Source organism: Salinibacterium sp. SWN248 (assembly GCF_015864575.1).
Taxonomy (GTDB): domain Bacteria; phylum Actinomycetota; class Actinomycetes; order Actinomycetales; family Microbacteriaceae; genus Rhodoglobus.
This window is the reverse complement of the sequence record NZ_JADYWW010000002.1, coordinates 135,107-151,469: the sequence shown is the minus strand read 5'-3', so window position 1 is coordinate 151,469 and position 16,363 is coordinate 135,107. Positions and strand designations below refer to the sequence as shown.

The window sequence follows — 16,363 nt, the reverse complement described above, 5'->3', positions numbered from 1 at the left end:
TCAGCCTTAATCGGCGGCCCACGCTCACAGCGTGAAGCTAGTCGACACACAGCACCGAACGCGATCACTTCGTGTTCGGTGTTTTGTGGTTAACGCGCAATGGTTGTGGTTAGCCCGCGCTGGTTGTGGTCAGCCCGCTGCTCGGGTACCGATCCACTCGCTGAGGTACTTCGCTGTCGCGCCGTCGCCCGCGGCAACCTCGCGGGGGGTTCCTGTGGCGACGATCGTGCCGCCCTTGTCTCCGCCGCTCGGCCCCAAGTCGATTACCCAGTCGCTGGCAGCAATGGTAGCGAGGTCGTGCTCGACAAGCACGACAGTGTTGCCGGCATCCACGAGTTGTTGAAGCTGGGCGAGCAAAAGCTCGGTGTCGGAAGGATGCAGCCCCGACGTCGGTTCGTCGAGTAGGTAGAGCGCGTGGCCGCGACGGGCGCGCTGCAGCTCGGTCGCGAGCTTGATGCGCTGCGCTTCTCCACCGCTGAGTTCTGTGGCTGGCTGGCCGAGACGCAAGTAGCCGAGGCCAACATCGCGCAGGGTGTCGAGGCTGCGCAGCGCCGAGGTGGATCCGGCAAAGAAGTCTGCGGCGGTGTTGACGGTCATGCCCAGTACTTCGGCGATGTTCTTGCCAAGGTAGGTGACTTCGAGCGTTTCGTCGTTGTAGCGCGCCCCGTGGCAGGTGTGGCAGGGAGCGTATGTTCCGGGCAGGAACAGCAGTTCGACCGAGACAAAGCCCTCGCCCTGGCAGGTCTCGCAGCGTCCGCCGGCCACGTTGAAGGAGAACCGGCTCGCGGTATACCCGCGCTTCTGAGCTTCGTCGGTTGCCGCGAAGAGCTTGCGAACAACATCGAACATTCCGGTGTAGGTCGCGAGGTTCGAGCGCGGGGTGCGTCCGATGGGGCGCTGGTCGACGAGCACGAGACGATCGAAAGAGTCGAGCCCGGTGGTGTCTTCGAGCGTCAGGTCGTGCGGCTGGTCATCCGCTTCGGTGGCGTCATCCGGAGCCGCACCGAGATGAGAGCGCACTGCCTGCGCGAGTACCTGGGTCACGAGCGTTGACTTGCCCGACCCTGACACGCCTGTCACGGCGGTCATCACGCCAAGCGGAAAGTCGACGGTGAGATCGCGGATGTTGTGCAGCGACGCCTTGTCGAGGCGCACCCAGGACTCCGGGGTGCGCACCTCGCGCAGCGGCTGCGCTTGCTGCGGAAAGAGATAGCGGCCGGTGACCGATTCGGGCACATCCTTGAGGCCGTCAACGGGGCCGGAGTACACGAGCTGCCCGCCGCCTTCACCAGCACCGGGACCGATGTCGACGATCCAGTCGGCACGCCGAATGACGTCAAGGTCGTGCTCCACGACGAAGAGAGAGTTGCCGGATTCCGTCAAACGGTCGAGCACTTTCAATAGCGGTGCGGCATCCGCCGGGTGCAGTCCCGCTGAGGGCTCGTCGAGCACATAGACAACCCCGAAGAGGCCGGAGCGCAGTTGAGTAGCGATGCGCAGGCGCTGGGCTTCGCCGGGGGAGAGGGTCGTGGAGTTGCGACCCAGACTGAGGTACCCCAAGCCAAGGTCGAGAAGAACATCCACGCGGGCGATCACGTCATCGCCGATGCGATGTGCAACCTCGTTGCCTTCGGACGATTCGCTTTCGGAATCAGCCCGACCCATGCCTTCTCGCAATCGGTCCGCGAGAGCGGTGAGCGGCACCTGGTTCAGTTCGGCGATGCTGAGCCCCGCGAAGGTAACGGAGAGGGCGTTCGCCTGCAGACCGCTGCCGCCACACTCGGGGCACGTCATGCTCTGCACGAAGCGAAGCGCGCGCTCGCGCATCCGCTCGCTCTGGGACTGCGAGAGCACGTTCATGATGTGCTTGCGGGCGCTCCAGAACTTGCCGTTGTAACCGTGATCGATGCGACCCTCTTCGCGCTGGATAAAGATGGAGGGCTGTTCTTCGGTGTACAGCAGCCAGTCGCGATCCTTGCGGCTGAGCGAGTTCCACGGCGCGCGGGTATCGATGCCGAGGCCGTTGACGATGCTCTTGAGGTTCGCGCCCTGCCAGGCGCCGGGCCAGGCAGCGATTGCACCGTCGCGAATCGAGAGAGAGTCATCGGGAACGAGGAGGTCCTCAGTGACGTCATGCACCACGCCAAGACCGTGACAGCGCGGGCAGGCGCCGGCTACCGTGTTGGGCGAGAACGCTTCGGCAGACAAGTGCGAGACACCAGCGGGATACGTGCCGGCGCGGGAATACAACATGCGCAACAGGTTGGAGAGTGTGGTGATTGTGCCGACGCTCGAGCGCGAGCTGGGCGCTCCGCGGCGCTGTTGAAGCGCAACCGCCGGGGGCAAACCAGTGATGTCGGTGACGTCCGGAGCGCCGACCTGATTGAGTAGTCGGCGTGCATACGGCGCGACCGACTCGAAGTAGCGGCGCTGAGCCTCGGCGTAGAGCGTTCCGAACGCAAGGGAGGACTTTCCCGAGCCGGAGATGCCGGTAAAGGCGACCATGCAATCCCGGGGCACATCGAGGTCGATGTTGGCGAGGTTGTTTTCGCGGGCCCCTCGAACGCGAACCCAGCCGTCACGATCATTGCTGTTCATGGATGCTCCGTTCTCACGGCGTGCGGAGACCCCAAGTTCCTCGGCAGCGCGCGCTCTGTCGTGTACGTACAGGGTGGCGATTGTTCATCCACAGTACGGACACAATGCTGAACGCCGAGTGAGCGTTCGCTGAGCGCGTTAGTCGCTGAGCTTGGTGAGCTGCAAAAGCCCGTCGCCGACGGGGATCAACGAACTGATCACGGCGGTCGACTGAGAAATCTCTTTGAGCAGCGAACGGAAGTTCGAAACCGTGGCATCGCGCTGCGCGGGATCCGGAACACGATCGCGCCAGAGGGCATGCGCGACAGCCACAACGCCACCGGGGCGCACCAAGCGCAGGCCGTGCTCGACATACTCGATCACTGACTGTGGGTCGGCATCGATAAACACGAGGTCGTAGCTTGACTCGTTCATGCGAGGAAGAACCTCGGATGCCCTGCCGCCGATTTGGCGCACTCGGTTCGCCTGAATGCCTGCCTCAGCAAAGACTGAGCGAGCAACCTGCTGGTGGTCGATCTCGGAGTCGATAGTGGTGAGCAGTGCGCCAGGGCTGCCGGCGAGCATCCAGAGTCCACTAATGCCGACACCGGTGCCCACTTCGATGATGCTCTTGGCGCCGGTAGCGGCAGCAAGCAACGCCAACTGGGCGCCGACGGCGGGGCTCACCGCTTCGATTCCCAGCTCACTGGAATGCACGCGCGCCGCAGCGATCTCTGGGGGTTCGACGACGAACTCCTCGGCGTACTTCCAACTCAACTGCTTGTCTGACACATTGCTCCTATCGCTGTGTCAACTGTAGACGCAGCGAGCGAAGGCACCGGTAAGCTAAACGGGTGTCCTTCGGTCTCACATTCGACAAACTGCTGATCATTGGGATCATCGCTGTCTTTTTGCTTGGCCCCGACCGTTTGCCCTACTACGCGTCGCAACTCGCACGCCTCGTCCGCTCGCTGCGTGACATGGCCAATGGCGCTAAAGATCGCATGCGTGAAGAGATGGGCCCCGACTTCGACGACATCGACTGGAAGCAGCTTGACCCGCGCCAGTACGACCCGCGTCGCATCATCCGCGATGCCCTGCTTGAAGATGAGACGCCGCCCGTTAAAGTGCGGCCCCCGCGCTCAGCCGCCTATGCCGAACGGCAAGCAGCGCTCGCTGAACGCCAATCGCAACTCAAAGCTGAACTGAAGGCCGGCGAAGTCGCGCCCTTCGATAACGAAGCTACTTAGCTCCCCATCTCCCTCACGACCAGCCGCGGTTAGCGGCGGCGCAGCAACTTCAGCACGCCCAACAGCGTCACCATGAGGCCAGCCATTGCCGCGAATTCGGCGCCCGAGCGAGGCAACTGCAGAATGCCGTTCGACTGCGAGACCGTGCGCGATTGCACGAAACGCAGGATGCCCTCGGGCCCATTGCGGCGTCCTAGCCCGGAGTGCTTCATGCCACCCATCGGCGCATCGACGCTCGAGAAGCTACCGCGGTAGCCCTCGTTGATGTTGACGCTGCCCGCATCCAAGCGATCGGCAAGGCGGCGCGCATGGGCGATGGAGCCACTGAAGATCGAGGCGTTGAGCCCGAACTCAGTGTCGTTGGCGCGGTCAATTGCTTCGGTATCGCTCTCGACAGCCGTGATAGCAACGACCGGGCCGAAAGTTTCGTTCGCAAAGCACTCCATCTCGGCGGTGACATCCGTCAGCACGGTCGGAGCGTAGAAGTAGGGGCCGAGATCGGGGCGGGGAACACCACCAGCGAGCACGGTGGCGCCCTTTGTGACGGCATCCTCCACGTGCGCCTGGACGCGCTCGAGCTGAGCCTGCGACGTGAGTGAGCCCACGTCTCCCGAATAGTCGAGAGCAGAGGTTTGAGTGAGCGCCTTCACACGCGTGGCGAACTCGCGACTGAACTCCGCTGCGATCGACTTGTGCACGTAGATGCGTTCGATGGAGACGCACAGCTGGCCCATGGAGGCGAAGCAGGCGTAGACGGCATCCTCAGCGGCCTGCACCGGGTCGGCGTCACCGAGCACGAGCAACGGGTTCTTGCCACCCAACTCAAGGGAGGCGCCGATGAGACGCCCGGCGGCGCGCTTACCGACCTTGGTGCCGGTGGGCGTTGAGCCCGTGAAGCAGATGTAGTCGCTGTTATCGACGACAGCGTTGCCGACCTGATCGCCGGGGCCCGCCACAATCGGCCAGACGGCGGCGGGGACGCCCGCGTCAATGTAGGCCTCGCGGGTTGCGAGCATCGAGAGCGCACCCTGATTGTCGATCTTTTGAATGACGGCACTGCCGGCAGCGAGGGCCGGAACGATATCCATTGCCCCGAGTGCGATCGGGTAGTTCCACGGCGTGACGACACCGATGAGTTGCTTGGGGGAGTAGCTGACGCGCGTCGACATCAGCAGCGGAATACCCGCTCGGCGACGCTTCGTGGCCAACACCCGCTCGGCAGAAACGGCGTAGTAGCGCGTGATTGTAGCGGCCTGAAAGATCTCTTCGAACGCTTGACCACGCGTCTTGCCCGACTCGGTTTGCAGTAGGTCGAGAAGCTCATCCTTGCGCTCCAGCAGCAGATCGTGGGCGCGCAGCAGCACGCGGCGACGGTAGGCAAAGCCGGCGGACTGCCAGGCGCGCTGCGCTCGGCGGGCGGATGTCGCGGCATCCCGAACATCGCGGGTCGAACTCTGCGGCAGCTCATGCAGGGCCTTGCCCGTGAAGGGGACAATCACGGTGGCCGTGTCGGAAGTGGTGCACCGCAGCTGGGCGACGAGAGTGTCGCGGCGACGAGACCCGATGAGCGAAGTGACTGTGTGTGGCGACATAACTCAACACTACGACCGCGCGCCACAATTTCGGCTGAGCAAAGCGCTAGGCTCACGAAGATGACGACCGCAGCGCCGCGAGCTCTTACCCGAAGCTCCATCGCCACTTATGCCATTGGTTCGCTCGGCACCGGGGGTTTTGGTGCCTTGCCCGGGCTTGTGCTCGTGTACTACCTGACCGACACTCTGGGGATCGCCGCGCTCGCCGCCGGCATCCTCGTCACCGCAGCCAAAGTGTGGGACGTGATCATCGATCCCGTGATCGGTGCCCGCAGCGACCGCAGTCTGGCTCACCGCGGCACTCGGCGACCGGCCATGCTCGTGGGCGCCATCCTCTTGCCGATTCTGTTTGTTGTCACGTTTGCGGTGCCCGCCGGTATTGGCCCGCTTGCGTCGGGCATCTGGGTGTTCATTGCCTTTGTCGCTACGGCAACGGCTTTCAGTCTGTTTCAGGTGCCGTATATCGCCCTGCCCGCCGAACTCACCCGCAGCTATGACGAACGCACGCGGTTGCTCGCGGTGCGCGTCGTCGTGCTCACGGTGGCGATCTTGCTGTTCGGTGCGGGGGCGCCCGAGATTCGTGATGCCTTTGCGGATGAACGGCTCGGCTATCTCGTTATGGCACTTTCTGCGGCCGCCCTGATGGGCGTCTCGCTCGTCATCTCCTCGTTCTCGGCGCCCACCGGCACGATGTCGGTGACGCCGACCGTATCGATCGTGGAGACGTATCGCGCCGGAGTTGCCGCGCTCAAACGCAGCCAACCGTTCCGCGCCCTGCTGCTGACGTTTCTACTGCAGGGGCTCGCGACCGGAGTCATGCTGGCCGGTGCCCAATACGTCGCCACCTGGGTGCTCGGCACCGGTGTTGCGATCCTCTTTGTCTCGCTCATCGGGCCAGCGCTGCTCTTCGCTCCGGTCTGGGCTGCCATCTCCCGCCGCATCGGCAAAGAGCGCGCCTTCGTGTGGGCCTCCGCCTGCTATGGTCTCGGCGCCCTGCTGATCGTGCCGCAGCTGTGGGCGCCCGGTGCGTGGATTTACGCCCCCGTCGCGCTCGCCGGAGCAGGCTACGCGGGAATGCAAGCACTGCCGATGTCGATGCTGCCCGACGTGATTTCCCACGACTCCCGTCGCCACAAGCTCGCCTCGGCCGGCACCTTTGGCGGCGTGTGGACTGCGGGCGAAACCACCGGCATGGCACTCGGTGCCACCGTGCTCACGACCGTGCTCGCGGCATCCGGCTACCTCGAATCCGTCGCCAATCAGACGGTCGCCCAGCCCGATTCGGCCATCGCCGGAATCATCATCAGCTTCAGCATCGTGCCCGCCGTGATCATCGGCCTCTCGCTGCTGACCTTTAGGCGCTACCCGTTGCGCCGCAGCGACATTGACCATGCCGATGCCGAACCACACCCCACAAGTGGCCCAACCACCACTTCGAACGATCAGGAGACCCGATGAAGTTCGACCACCAGCCCGCCGATATTCTTGAGCGCCTTAACGCGCTACGCGAAGCGGATGCTCCCACCCATGGCGGGCATGTGCTGTCGTATGTCTACGACTCCGGCCTCGCGGAGCTCGACGAACTTGCGGCGCACGCCATTCGTGCCGTGCAGCCCGTCAACGGCCTCGACCCGACGACCTTCACCTCGGTTGCCGTCATGGAACGCGAAGTGCTCGGCTTTGCTCGCGACCTGCTTGGTGGCGATGAGGATGTCGTCGGCACCGTCACTACGGGCGGCACCGAAAGTTGCCTGCTGGCCGTCAAGACGGCGCGCGACGTGTGGCGGGGAACGGGCGCTTCGGCGCGGACGGGAATGCCCCGGTTGTTGGCTCCTGTGACGGTGCATGCGGCGTTCCAGAAAGCAGCACACTACTTTGGCCTAGAACTCGACCTCGTGCCGGTCGGGCCGGGCGGCGACGTTGCCGCGGACGATCTCATTGCACGCATGGGCGACGATGTTGCGCTCGTAGTGGTCTCAGCTCCGAGCTATGCGCACGCCGCGATGGACCCTGTCGTTGAGGTCGCTGCTGCGGCATCCGAGCGCGGAATCGCCTGTCATGTTGATGCCTGCATCGGCGGCTGGGTTCTGCCGTTCTGGGAGGGCGTCGCGCCCTGGAACTTCGAAGTACCGGGCGTCACGAGCATCAGCGCCGACCTGCACAAGTTTGGCTACTCGCCCAAGGGCGCCTCGGTGATCTTGCAGCGCGGTCGTGACCGCCAACGCACGCAATACTTTGCGACAACGCAGTGGCCGGGTTACCCGATCGTCAACCCCACCATCTTGGGCTCGAAGTCGGCGGGGCCGCTCGCGGCTGCGTGGGCGATTATTCAGGCACTCGGCACGAGTGGGCTCGCCGAGCTCTCCGAGTCGTGTGCGCGGTCCACTCAGGCCCTGCGCGACGTGATTGGCGAGATTGAAGGCCTCCGCGTTGTGGGCAACCCGGTCGGACCGCTGTTGGCTATCGCATCCGATGATTCCGTTGCTGCTGATCGTCGCGTTGACCCGCACCACTGGGCCGACCAGACGCGCGAGCACGGCTTCTTGCTGCAACTGCAGCCCTCACTCGTGCAGGGTGATGGGACGATGCTGCCCGCCACGACCCACCTCACGGTGACTCCCGTGACCGCTAACGTGCTCGACGACTTGAGCGCGGCGCTGCGGGCGGCGGCAGACGAAGTGCGCGGCGTGCCTGCGGTCTCTGCCGAAGCTGTGCTGGCCACGTTGCCCGCTGAGGCGCTCGCAGCGTTGGGTGATGCGGATGCCGCACCCCTCGATTCGGTGACCGCAGCGGGCCTCCTCGGCGCGTTGGGCATCGGTGCTGGCGACCAGGGACTTCCCGACCGGATGGCGCCGCTGCTGGCTCTCATCGCCGCGATGCCGGCACCGCTCACCGAACGCCTGCTTGTCGAGTTGCTCGCGCGACTGATCGAGCCGACCGAGTAGGGCGCCGTCGCTTCGAGCGTTACGAGACGGAGGCGGGTCGCGTCAGCCACACGTCGTGATCGTCTTCGTCGTAGGGCGTGAAGCCATGTCGTGCGTAGAGCCGCAGCGCGGCGCTGCCCTGAAGCACCATGAGGCGAAAGGGGCGGTGGTCTGGCCGGGCGAGCACTTCGGCGAGAACCTGGCTGCCGATGCCGTGCCCCTGCAGGCGCGAGGGCAGATAGAAGTGTTCGATCCAGCGGGCATCCGGTTCGTGGCGCACGCTAATCGAGCCGACATCGTTGCCAGCGACCCGAATGATCTGGGTGTTCTCCGGTGCGAAGGCATCGCTCATCCAGGTGCGCACCCGCACGGGGTCGAAGATGCCGTGGCGTTCGAGGTCGGCCCGAAGCTCGACTGTGCGAAGGTCAAGCAACCAGTCGAGATCGTGCGCGGTGCTGGGGCGTAGCGAGTATTCCACTCCGTGATTCTAAGCGGGCGGATGCGCGGCGGCGCTAGACCGTGTGCTCACGTTCGAAGCGCGTCGCCTCATCGACGAGGGCCTTGACGATCGCACGCACGGAGGGACGTTCGGCGCGGTCGGGGCGCAGCAGCGCCGAGATGAGGCGCGACGAGGGAACACCTTTGAGGGGGCGGGTGATGAGACCGTTTTCGCGGTCTCGGGTCGTGAAGCGCGGCAGGATGGCGATGCCGTGCCCCGCAGCCACGACAGCTTCAACAATGCTGTTGTCCGTCAGGCGCTGGGCAACCTTCGCGGGGGCGCCGTTTGCCGCTTCGATTCGTCGGAGGATGCGGTCGAATGGCAGGCCGGATGGCACACCAATCCACGTTTCGTCGAGAAGGTCGGCGGGGGTGAGCGCCGTCTTGCGGCCGAGCGGATGATCTTCGGGCAGAGCGACATCCAGAGACTCACGCATGAGAGGAACCACAGCGAGCCCCCGCTCGGTCCAGGCGGGGAGTACGTGAGGCGAGTCGGAGACGACAACGTCGTAGTCGGCGGTGAGGTTGGCGACATCTTCGAGCACAGAGTCTTGGTCGTGGCAGCTCAGGGTGAGCCCCGGCTGCCGATTCACGGCGTGAAACAGCCCCGGCAGCAGCATCTCGCCGCCGGTAGGGAAGATGGTCATGGTGACGTCGCCGCGTGGGGACTCTCGAAAGTCGTTCCACAGCGCTTCGGCTTTCTCGATCGCGGTAGCCACATCGGCCGCGGTGTGGGCGAGCGCTCGGCCGGCCGACGTCAACACGATGCCGCGACCTACGCGCTCGGTAAGAGGGATTCCGGCCTCGCGTTCCAGAATTTTGAGCTGCTGAGACACCGCGGATGGCGTGCGCATCGTCGCCTTGGCGACCGCGGTAATACTGCCACGGTCGGCCAGCTCGCGAAGCAACTCCAAGCGCCGAATATCCATGTAGTTACTCTACAAGGTTAGATAAGGAAGATCATCTTGTTCTAAAAGGTTGGTCACGGCCAGACTATAGACATGAACTTCGAAATCATCATCATCGCGGCACTAGCTGCAACCGGTATCGCCGCAACCCTGCGTGCCGTTGCAACCGACGGATACCGTCGCGTGCCCACCCGTCGCTACAACACCATGCCGTAGCCAACCGCCAGCCGGTTTACGCAACACCACAGCAATTACTGCTGTGGTGTTTTTGCGTTAACGGGGCGAATTAGCGCGCAATCGGGGCGCAGCGTTAGCGGGGGCTGAGCCCCAACTTGCGGCCGGCAACGCTGCGCTTGAGCGAACGGAGAGTCGTGGCAAGAGCCGTGATGGCCTGAGCCGCCGGATCCTCGGGAGCCGCGATCACTACGGGCACCCCGGAATCGCCACCTTCGCGCAGGGCGATGCTGAGAGGGATCGAGGCCAGCACCGAGACCGGCTCGTCTGGCGTGGAGAGCTTGGCTGCGGCATCCGCCCCACCACCAGAGCCGAAGAGTTCGAGCACGCTGCCGTCGGGCTGGGGGAGACCTGCCATGTTTTCGATGACACCGATCACGCGCTGACCGGTTTGGCGCGCAACGAGGCCGCTGCGTTCAGCAACATCGGCGGCGGCCGATTGCGGAGTCGTCACGACAACCACATCGGAGTGCGGCAGCAATTGCCCGAGCGAGATAGCGACATCGCCGGTGCCGGGAGGCAGATCGAGCAGCAACACATCGAGATCGCCGAAGAACACATCGGTCAAGAATTGCTGAATCGTGCGGTGCAACATGGGCCCACGCCACGAAACTGCCGTGTTCTCTTCGACGAACATGCCGATCGAGATGACCTTCACGTCATAGGCGACAGGCGGCAAAATCATCTCGCCCACCTGAGTGGGCTTGGCGCCGTGCAGACCCAGGAGTCCCGGGATCGAGAAGCCGAACACATCGGCGTCGATCACTCCGACGCGCAGGCCGCTCTGGGCCATCGAGACCGCAAGGTTCGCGGTGAGCGTCGACTTGCCGACGCCACCCTTGCCACTTGTCACAGCCACAATCTGGGTGAGCGAATCTGGCCCGAACTGCATCGTCTTGGGCTTGCCCTTGCGCAGCTTCTCGGTGAGAGCAGTGCGCTGCGCCGGCGACATGATCGACACGTCAACGGTCACCGCCGTGATGCCGGGCACACGCTCGGTAGCCTCCCGCACGTCACGTTCGATGGAGGTCGCGGCCGGGCATCCGACAATCGTCAACGTCAGACCCACGGATGCCGCACCAGCGTCGTCGACAGAAACCCCAGAGATCATGTCGAGCTCTGTCACGGGTCGCCGAATCTCGGGGTCGATCACCGAGGCGAGGGAGGTAAGTACCGCGGCTTCGAGCTCAGCGTTCACGGTTCTCCGTGTCGGCGTCGGCGTCGTCGTCTTTCTCGAGTTCTTCGAGCAGACCACGAAGTTCAGCGCGAATGAAGTCCTTGCTGGCGAGGTCAGTCATGGCCAGGCGCAGCGCAACAACTTCGCGTGCCAAGTATTCGGTGTCGTTGAGGTTGCGTTCTGCACGCTGACGGTCTTGTTCAATCTGCACGCGGTCGCGGTCATCTTGACGGTTCTGGGCGAGCAGAATCATGGGCGCAGCGTAGGAGGCCTGCAGCGACAGGATGAGCGTGAGCAGGGTGAAGTTGGTGGAGCGCGGGTCAAACTGCGCATCCAGAGGCGCGCTTGTGTTGTAAATCAACCAAACGCCTACGAAAGCGGAGAGCCCCACCAGGAACCAGGGGGTGCCCATGCCGCGAGCAAAAGCTTCGGAGTAGCGGCCCATGCGGTCGCGGCTCTGGAACATGCCAAAACCGCTGCGCAAACCCTTAGGGGTATCGAGGCGCTGTTCATTGCGCTGTGATCGAGATGACCGCTTAGCTAGTGCCACGGGGTGCCCTCCCTGCGCGAATTTCTTTCTGCTGAACGATGGTTAGAGGTCTCGTAGAGGTGTCGTCGAAGCTCGCCGACTCGTCGGTGGTACTTCGCCAGTCATCGGGAAGCAGATGGTCAAGCACGTCGTCAATGGTCACCACCCCGAGCAAGCGATGGTTGTCATCGACCACGGGCACTGACACGAGGTCATAACTCGCGAGAATGCGCGACACTTCTGCGGCAGTCGTGGACGAGCGTACCGGTTCAAGCGATTGGTCGATCAGGGCACCCAAGCGTTCATTGGGTGGGTAGCGCAGCATCCGCTGAAAGTGCACCATGCCGAGCAGGCGACCTGTCGGCGGCTCATAGGGCGGCAGCGTGACACAAATGGCGGCACCGAGCGCCGGGGCAAGGTCGTGACGGCGGATGAGGGCGAGGCCCTCAGCAACAGTGGCGTCAGCAGAAACAATGATGGGCTCGGTGGTCATGAGTCCACCTGCCGTATCGGGGGCGTAGCTGAGCAAGAAGCGCACATCTTCGGCTTCTTCGGGCTCCATGAGATCGAGGAGTGTCTCGCCGCGCTCATCGCTGAGATGAGCGATGAGGTCGGCCGCGTCATCCGGCTGCATCTCGTCGAGCACATCAGCCGCACGATCGTCGTCGAGCTTATTGAGTAGAGCAACCTGCTCGTTCTCGGGCATCTCTTCGAGCACGTCAGCGAGGCGATCGTCAGAAAGTTCTTCAGCCACTTCCATCATGCGCTGCATGGGAAGTTCGAGCATGGCATTCGCGAGGTCGGCAGGCAGCAGGTCAGAGAAGCTCGCAACCAGTTGAGTGGCCGACTGTGCTTCGCCCTCGTGCGTGTTGTGCTTCAGCTCATCCCAGGCCGCGAAATCGGTGGGGCCCTTCGCGAAGAGCGGTGAACCGCTGGCCTTGGGGCGACGCAAGAACAGCTGGCTGATTTCCCACTCGCCAATGTCGACCTCTTCGATCGACACGTCTTCGATTTGAGCTTCGCCAGAGCCATCGCGCATCGACACGCGCCGGCCCAATAGCTCAGCCATGACACGGATTTCGCCACCGCGCTGCTCGAAGCGGCGCAAGTTCAGAAGACCCGTGGTGATGATCTGGCCGGAGCCAATGCTCGTGACGCGACCAATCGACAAGAAAACATGGCGTTTACCGGGAACTTCAGCGATCATTCCGACCACGCGAGGGCTCGCATCGCCGCGCTCAACGACCAGCACGTCGCGGACCTTGCCCACGCGGTCGCCATTGGGGTCGAAAATTGAGCAGCCCACCAATCGGGCGACGAATACTCTTGAGGTGCTCACAAGTAAAACCCTACCCCTGCATGGGAGAATGAACCGATGAGTAACTTCAGTGGATTTTCCCGCCGCGCACCTCTTCAGACGAGCGTGCCCCGCGGAGACGTACTTGGCCGGTATGCCAGCTACACCGACGCCCAAGCCGTAATCAACCAACTAGCCAAAGCAGAGTTCGATATCAAAGGCGTCGCGATCGTCGGTCGCGAGCTCACGACCGTCGAAGTGGTCACTGCCCGCCTCAGTTATGGTCGTGCCGCACTCTCCGGTGCTACGAGCGGTGCCTGGCTCGGACTCTTCTTCGGACTGATCTCCACGATCATTTCGCCCTTCAGCACGCAGCAGATCGGCATCTTCTTTGCCGCTATCGTGGCCGGTGCTGGAATCGGCATGATCTTCGGTGTCGTCAACTACTCGATCATGCGCAAGCGTCGCGACTACGCGGCGAGCTCCCAACTGCTTGCCGAGCACTACGACATCATCATCGCTCCCGGCCTCACCGCCAAGGCTCACACAATTCTGGGCACGGCTGCCAGCGCGCATGGCGTACACGCAGCACCGCACGTGCCGACTCCCTCAGGAACGGTCGAGAGCAGCGAGAGCACTGAGTCGGATGCCGAAGGCTCCGATACCGAACGCTCAGACAACGCCGCCAAATAGCGGGCAGGCGCCGCTTACTCGCAGTGCTGCGGTGGCGCGCGCCTCGATTGGCTGACGCGCGCCTACACAACTAGGAGCGGGCGATCCACGCTTCTACGGCATCCGCTGTTCGTGGGATGTTCACCGACAGGTTCTCGGCACCGTCTTCGGTAACGACGATGTCGTCTTCGATGCGCACGCCGATGCCGCGGTATTCCTCGGGAACGGTGAGATCGTCGGGCTGGAAGTAGAGGCCGGGCTCGATCGTGAAGACCATGCCGGGCTCCAGCACGCCATCAAGGTACATGTCGCGACGGGCTGCAGCGCAGTCGTGCACGTCAATGCCGAGGTGGTGACTTGTGCCGTGCACCATGTAGCGGCGGTGGAACTGCTTGTCAGCCTGCAGCGACTCTTCGGCGGAGACAGGCAGGAAGCCCCACTCGGCGGTCTTCTCAGCGATGACCCGCATTGCTTCGGCGTGGATGTCGCGGAACTTGATTCCGGGGCGCACGATAGCGAACGCCGCATCTGCCGCTTCCAACACCGCGTTGTATACGCGACGCTGCACCTCGGTGAAGGTGCCGCTGATGGGCAGGGTGCGCGTGATGTCGGCCGTGTAGTAGCTGTCGAGCTCAATACCGGCGTCGATCAGGATGAGGTCGCCGGCATTGACCGGACCATCGTTGCGGGTCCAGTGCAAGACGCACGCGTGCGGGCCAGAAGCGGCAATGGTGTCGTAGCCGACCGTGTTGCCCTCGGCGCGGGCGCGACGGTTGAAGGTGCCCTCTACGAGGCGCTCGCCGCGGGTGTGCTCCACAATGTTGGACAAGTCAGCGATGACGTCGTTGAAGCCCATCTGCGTGGCATCAACGGCGGCGCGCATTTCAGCGACCTCGTAGGAGTCCTTGACGAGGCGTAGCTCGCTCAGGTCGCGGCTCAATTCGTCGTCACCGTCATGCTCGAGAGCTTCAGAATCGGCGGCGAGCAGACGGCGGCCATCAACCTGGTCGGTGACGTCGCGGTCGGCGTCGCGCACGATCACAGTCGAGGCGTCGACGCTGTCGAGCACTGCCTCAAACTCCACCAACGGGAGAGTCGCAAGGCCGAGATCGGTGGCGACGTTGTCGAGAGAGGGGCGCGGTCCGGTCCAGAACTCTCCGACATCCGGGTTTGCGTAGAACTCACTCGTGTCACGGCCTGCAGTCGGACGGAAGTACAGGGTGGCCGAATGACCATCAGCGGTTGGTTCCATCACGAGAACACTGCCGGCAACAACATCCGAACCCCACCCGGTGACGTGCGCAAAGGTGGAGTGGGCACGGAACGGGTAGTCGGTGTCGTTGGAACGCACCTTGGCGGCACCTGCCGGAATGATGAGGCGCTGGCCGACATGAAGTTGCGAGAGGCGCTCGCGGCGGGCAGCAGCAAAAGCAGACTGCTCGCGGGGAGTGACCTCGGCGTCAACGCGCTCAGCCCACCCCGAAGAGATGTACTCAGCGAAGCCCGAAGACTGCGGAGTTGTAGAACGGTTGGAGGTCGCGCGGGGGCTGGGTGTCGAAGTATCTGCCATACCTCTAGTGTCTCTCGTTGCACGGTAAAACGCACCATCGAGAGGGTCCCTCAGTGTTCGCCTGATTGCGGGGTAGTCGGCGCTCAGGCTGGGCGGCTACTGAGTGCGAGAGAGATTCGCGAGAATAGGGCGGTGGTCACTGCCGAACCCATCATGAGACTCGACTACGCGCATCCCCGTCGTGGTCCACTCGCTTGTGGTCATCACATGATCGATGGGAGCGCCCAGGAGCGACGGCAACTGGGTTGGCCAGGTGCCGATGGCGGCGTTATCGGTCGTGGACGCGGCATCCGTGCAACTACCGAGCGCAAAGTCTGCGCCATCAGTGAGCGACGCGTAGTGGTCGAGGGTCGAATTGAAATCCCCAGCGAGGATGACATTGGTTGCGCGGCACTGTTCGGCCAGCCAGTCGAGGTCGGTGCGCCAGTTCGTCATCTCGCCTCGTACGGGGGCGACGGCGTGCACGGCCACAATCGTGGGATTGGCGGGGTCTTGAGGAATCGCGACGACACTCGGCAGCGTTGAGGTGGTGCGCGCCTGCAGGTCTACGTCGTATTCGCCCAGAGCAACGCTGATGAGCACGGTTGTTGATCGTGACTTCGAGATTTGGTCGTAGGCAACCGTGTGAACCCACATCGGTCGGTCGGCTGCTGCCATCAGTTGGGCAATCTCAAAGCCCAATTCTCGGGTGGTTTCGGGCAACGCCACGATGTCGGCATCATTTTCTAGCGCGAGGTCGGCAATCGCTTCGGCCCCGGGAGCGTCGCCGAGAGTGTTCCACGACAACACGGTCACGTCGCCTTCTGCTTTCGTCTCAAAGCCCGGGCTGCCGAAACCACGAGTCGCCAACACCACAAGACTGAGCGCACTAAAGGCGAGAGTGACCACAGCGAGGGATGCCGCGAAGCGGTGCATCCGCGCCGACAAGAGGGCAATGAGCGTCAACGCCAGCACAGCGATGAAGGCCGCGGCAGCGCTGAGTCCGCGCAACGAAACCACCTGGGCAATGCCAACCGTCTGCTCAAGAGAGAACAGTTGGGGCCAGGCCGCGACAATAAGGGCGGCTGCGGTGGCGAGTATAAAGATCGCCGCAAGAAAGCGTTGAATCATAGCGACCTGAGCCTAGAGCAATAGG

General features: G+C 63.5%; 15 protein-coding genes. 5 read left to right on the top strand and 10 right to left on the bottom strand.

Annotated features, from left to right (window positions below; all coding sequences use genetic code 11):
* Positions 1–129 precede the first annotated feature (129 nt).
* Together uvrA and I6E73_RS10610 are read right to left on the bottom strand one after the other, a co-directional pair.
* On the bottom strand, positions 130–2,598 hold the full coding sequence (gene uvrA, locus I6E73_RS10615) for an excinuclease ABC subunit UvrA (RefSeq protein ID WP_197125453.1): 2,469 nt from the start codon (positions 2,596–2,598) through the stop codon (positions 130–132).
* Between the two features lie 138 nt (positions 2,599–2,736).
* Positions 2,737–3,369, bottom strand: a complete 633-nt coding sequence (locus tag I6E73_RS10610) for an O-methyltransferase (protein WP_197107372.1) — start codon at positions 3,367–3,369, stop codon at positions 2,737–2,739.
* Positions 3,370–3,431: 62 nt separating this feature from the next.
* On the opposite strand from I6E73_RS10610, the gene I6E73_RS10605 reads away from it, so the two are divergent.
* On the top strand, positions 3,432–3,827 hold the full coding sequence (locus tag I6E73_RS10605; protein ID WP_197107371.1) for a sec-independent translocase: 396 nt from the start codon (positions 3,432–3,434) through the stop codon (positions 3,825–3,827).
* A gap of 29 nt (positions 3,828–3,856) precedes the next feature.
* On the opposite strand, the gene I6E73_RS10600 is transcribed toward I6E73_RS10605, so the two are convergent.
* On the bottom strand, positions 3,857–5,419 hold the full coding sequence (locus I6E73_RS10600; protein ID WP_197125451.1) for a succinic semialdehyde dehydrogenase: 1,563 nt from the start codon (positions 5,417–5,419) through the stop codon (positions 3,857–3,859).
* 60 nt (positions 5,420–5,479) lie between these two features.
* Here I6E73_RS10600 and I6E73_RS10595 point away from each other — a divergent pair, with 60 nt between their 5' ends.
* On the top strand, positions 5,480–6,877 hold the full coding sequence (locus I6E73_RS10595) for an MFS transporter (protein WP_197110274.1): 1,398 nt from the start codon (positions 5,480–5,482) through the stop codon (positions 6,875–6,877).
* Complete coding sequence (locus I6E73_RS10590) at positions 6,874–8,364, top strand: aminotransferase class V-fold PLP-dependent enzyme (protein ID WP_197125449.1); 1,491 nt, start codon at positions 6,874–6,876, stop codon at positions 8,362–8,364. Before I6E73_RS10595 ends, I6E73_RS10590 begins: the two co-directional genes overlap by 4 nt.
* 19 nt (positions 8,365–8,383) lie before the next feature.
* Here the strand turns inward: I6E73_RS10590 and I6E73_RS10585 are convergent, their stop codons facing one another.
* Positions 8,384–8,821: a GNAT family N-acetyltransferase gene (locus I6E73_RS10585; RefSeq protein ID WP_197125448.1), complete on the bottom strand. Its 438-nt coding sequence runs from the start codon at positions 8,819–8,821 to the stop codon at positions 8,384–8,386.
* A 34-nt stretch (positions 8,822–8,855) separates the two neighbouring features.
* A complete protein-coding gene (locus I6E73_RS10580) occupies positions 8,856–9,770 on the bottom strand; it encodes a LysR family transcriptional regulator (protein ID WP_197125447.1) in 915 nt (304 codons plus the stop codon).
* A gap of 72 nt (positions 9,771–9,842) precedes the next feature.
* Between I6E73_RS10580 and I6E73_RS14785 the strand changes: the two genes are divergently transcribed.
* The gene (locus I6E73_RS14785) at positions 9,843–9,965 is read left to right on the top strand and encodes a hypothetical protein (protein WP_255528508.1); all 123 of its coding nucleotides are present in this window, start codon (positions 9,843–9,845) and stop codon (positions 9,963–9,965) included.
* A 94-nt stretch (positions 9,966–10,059) separates the two neighbouring features.
* Here I6E73_RS14785 and I6E73_RS10575 read toward each other — a convergent pair whose 3' ends face one another.
* The 3 genes from I6E73_RS10575 to I6E73_RS10565 are packed head-to-tail and all read right to left on the bottom strand — an operon-like array spanning position 10,060 to position 13,028.
* On the bottom strand, positions 10,060–11,181 hold the full coding sequence (locus I6E73_RS10575; RefSeq protein ID WP_197125446.1) for a P-loop NTPase: 1,122 nt from the start codon (positions 11,179–11,181) through the stop codon (positions 10,060–10,062).
* Positions 11,171–11,710 (bottom strand): DUF1003 domain-containing protein, encoded by a 540-nt coding sequence (locus tag I6E73_RS10570; RefSeq protein ID WP_197125445.1) that lies wholly within the window; start codon positions 11,708–11,710, stop codon positions 11,171–11,173. The genes I6E73_RS10575 and I6E73_RS10570 overlap by 11 nt, the downstream gene beginning before the upstream one ends.
* Positions 11,697–13,028 (bottom strand): magnesium transporter MgtE N-terminal domain-containing protein, encoded by a 1,332-nt coding sequence (locus I6E73_RS10565; RefSeq protein ID WP_197107363.1) that lies wholly within the window; start codon positions 13,026–13,028, stop codon positions 11,697–11,699. The genes I6E73_RS10570 and I6E73_RS10565 overlap by 14 nt, the downstream gene beginning before the upstream one ends.
* Positions 13,029–13,064: 36 nt before the next feature.
* On the opposite strand from I6E73_RS10565, the gene I6E73_RS10560 reads away from it, so the two are divergent.
* Positions 13,065–13,679: a general stress protein gene (locus I6E73_RS10560; RefSeq protein WP_197125444.1), complete on the top strand. Its 615-nt coding sequence runs from the start codon at positions 13,065–13,067 to the stop codon at positions 13,677–13,679.
* A gap of 70 nt (positions 13,680–13,749) precedes the next feature.
* Here the strand turns inward: I6E73_RS10560 and I6E73_RS10555 are convergent, their stop codons facing one another.
* Both I6E73_RS10555 and I6E73_RS10550 read right to left on the bottom strand, forming a co-directional pair.
* The gene (locus tag I6E73_RS10555) at positions 13,750–15,228 is read right to left on the bottom strand and encodes an aminopeptidase P family protein (RefSeq protein WP_197125442.1); all 1,479 of its coding nucleotides are present in this window, start codon (positions 15,226–15,228) and stop codon (positions 13,750–13,752) included.
* Positions 15,229–15,324: 96 nt separating this feature from the next.
* Positions 15,325–16,338, bottom strand: a complete 1,014-nt coding sequence (locus I6E73_RS10550) for an endonuclease/exonuclease/phosphatase family protein (RefSeq protein ID WP_197125440.1) — start codon at positions 16,336–16,338, stop codon at positions 15,325–15,327.
* Between the last annotated feature and the right edge of the window lie 25 nt (positions 16,339–16,363).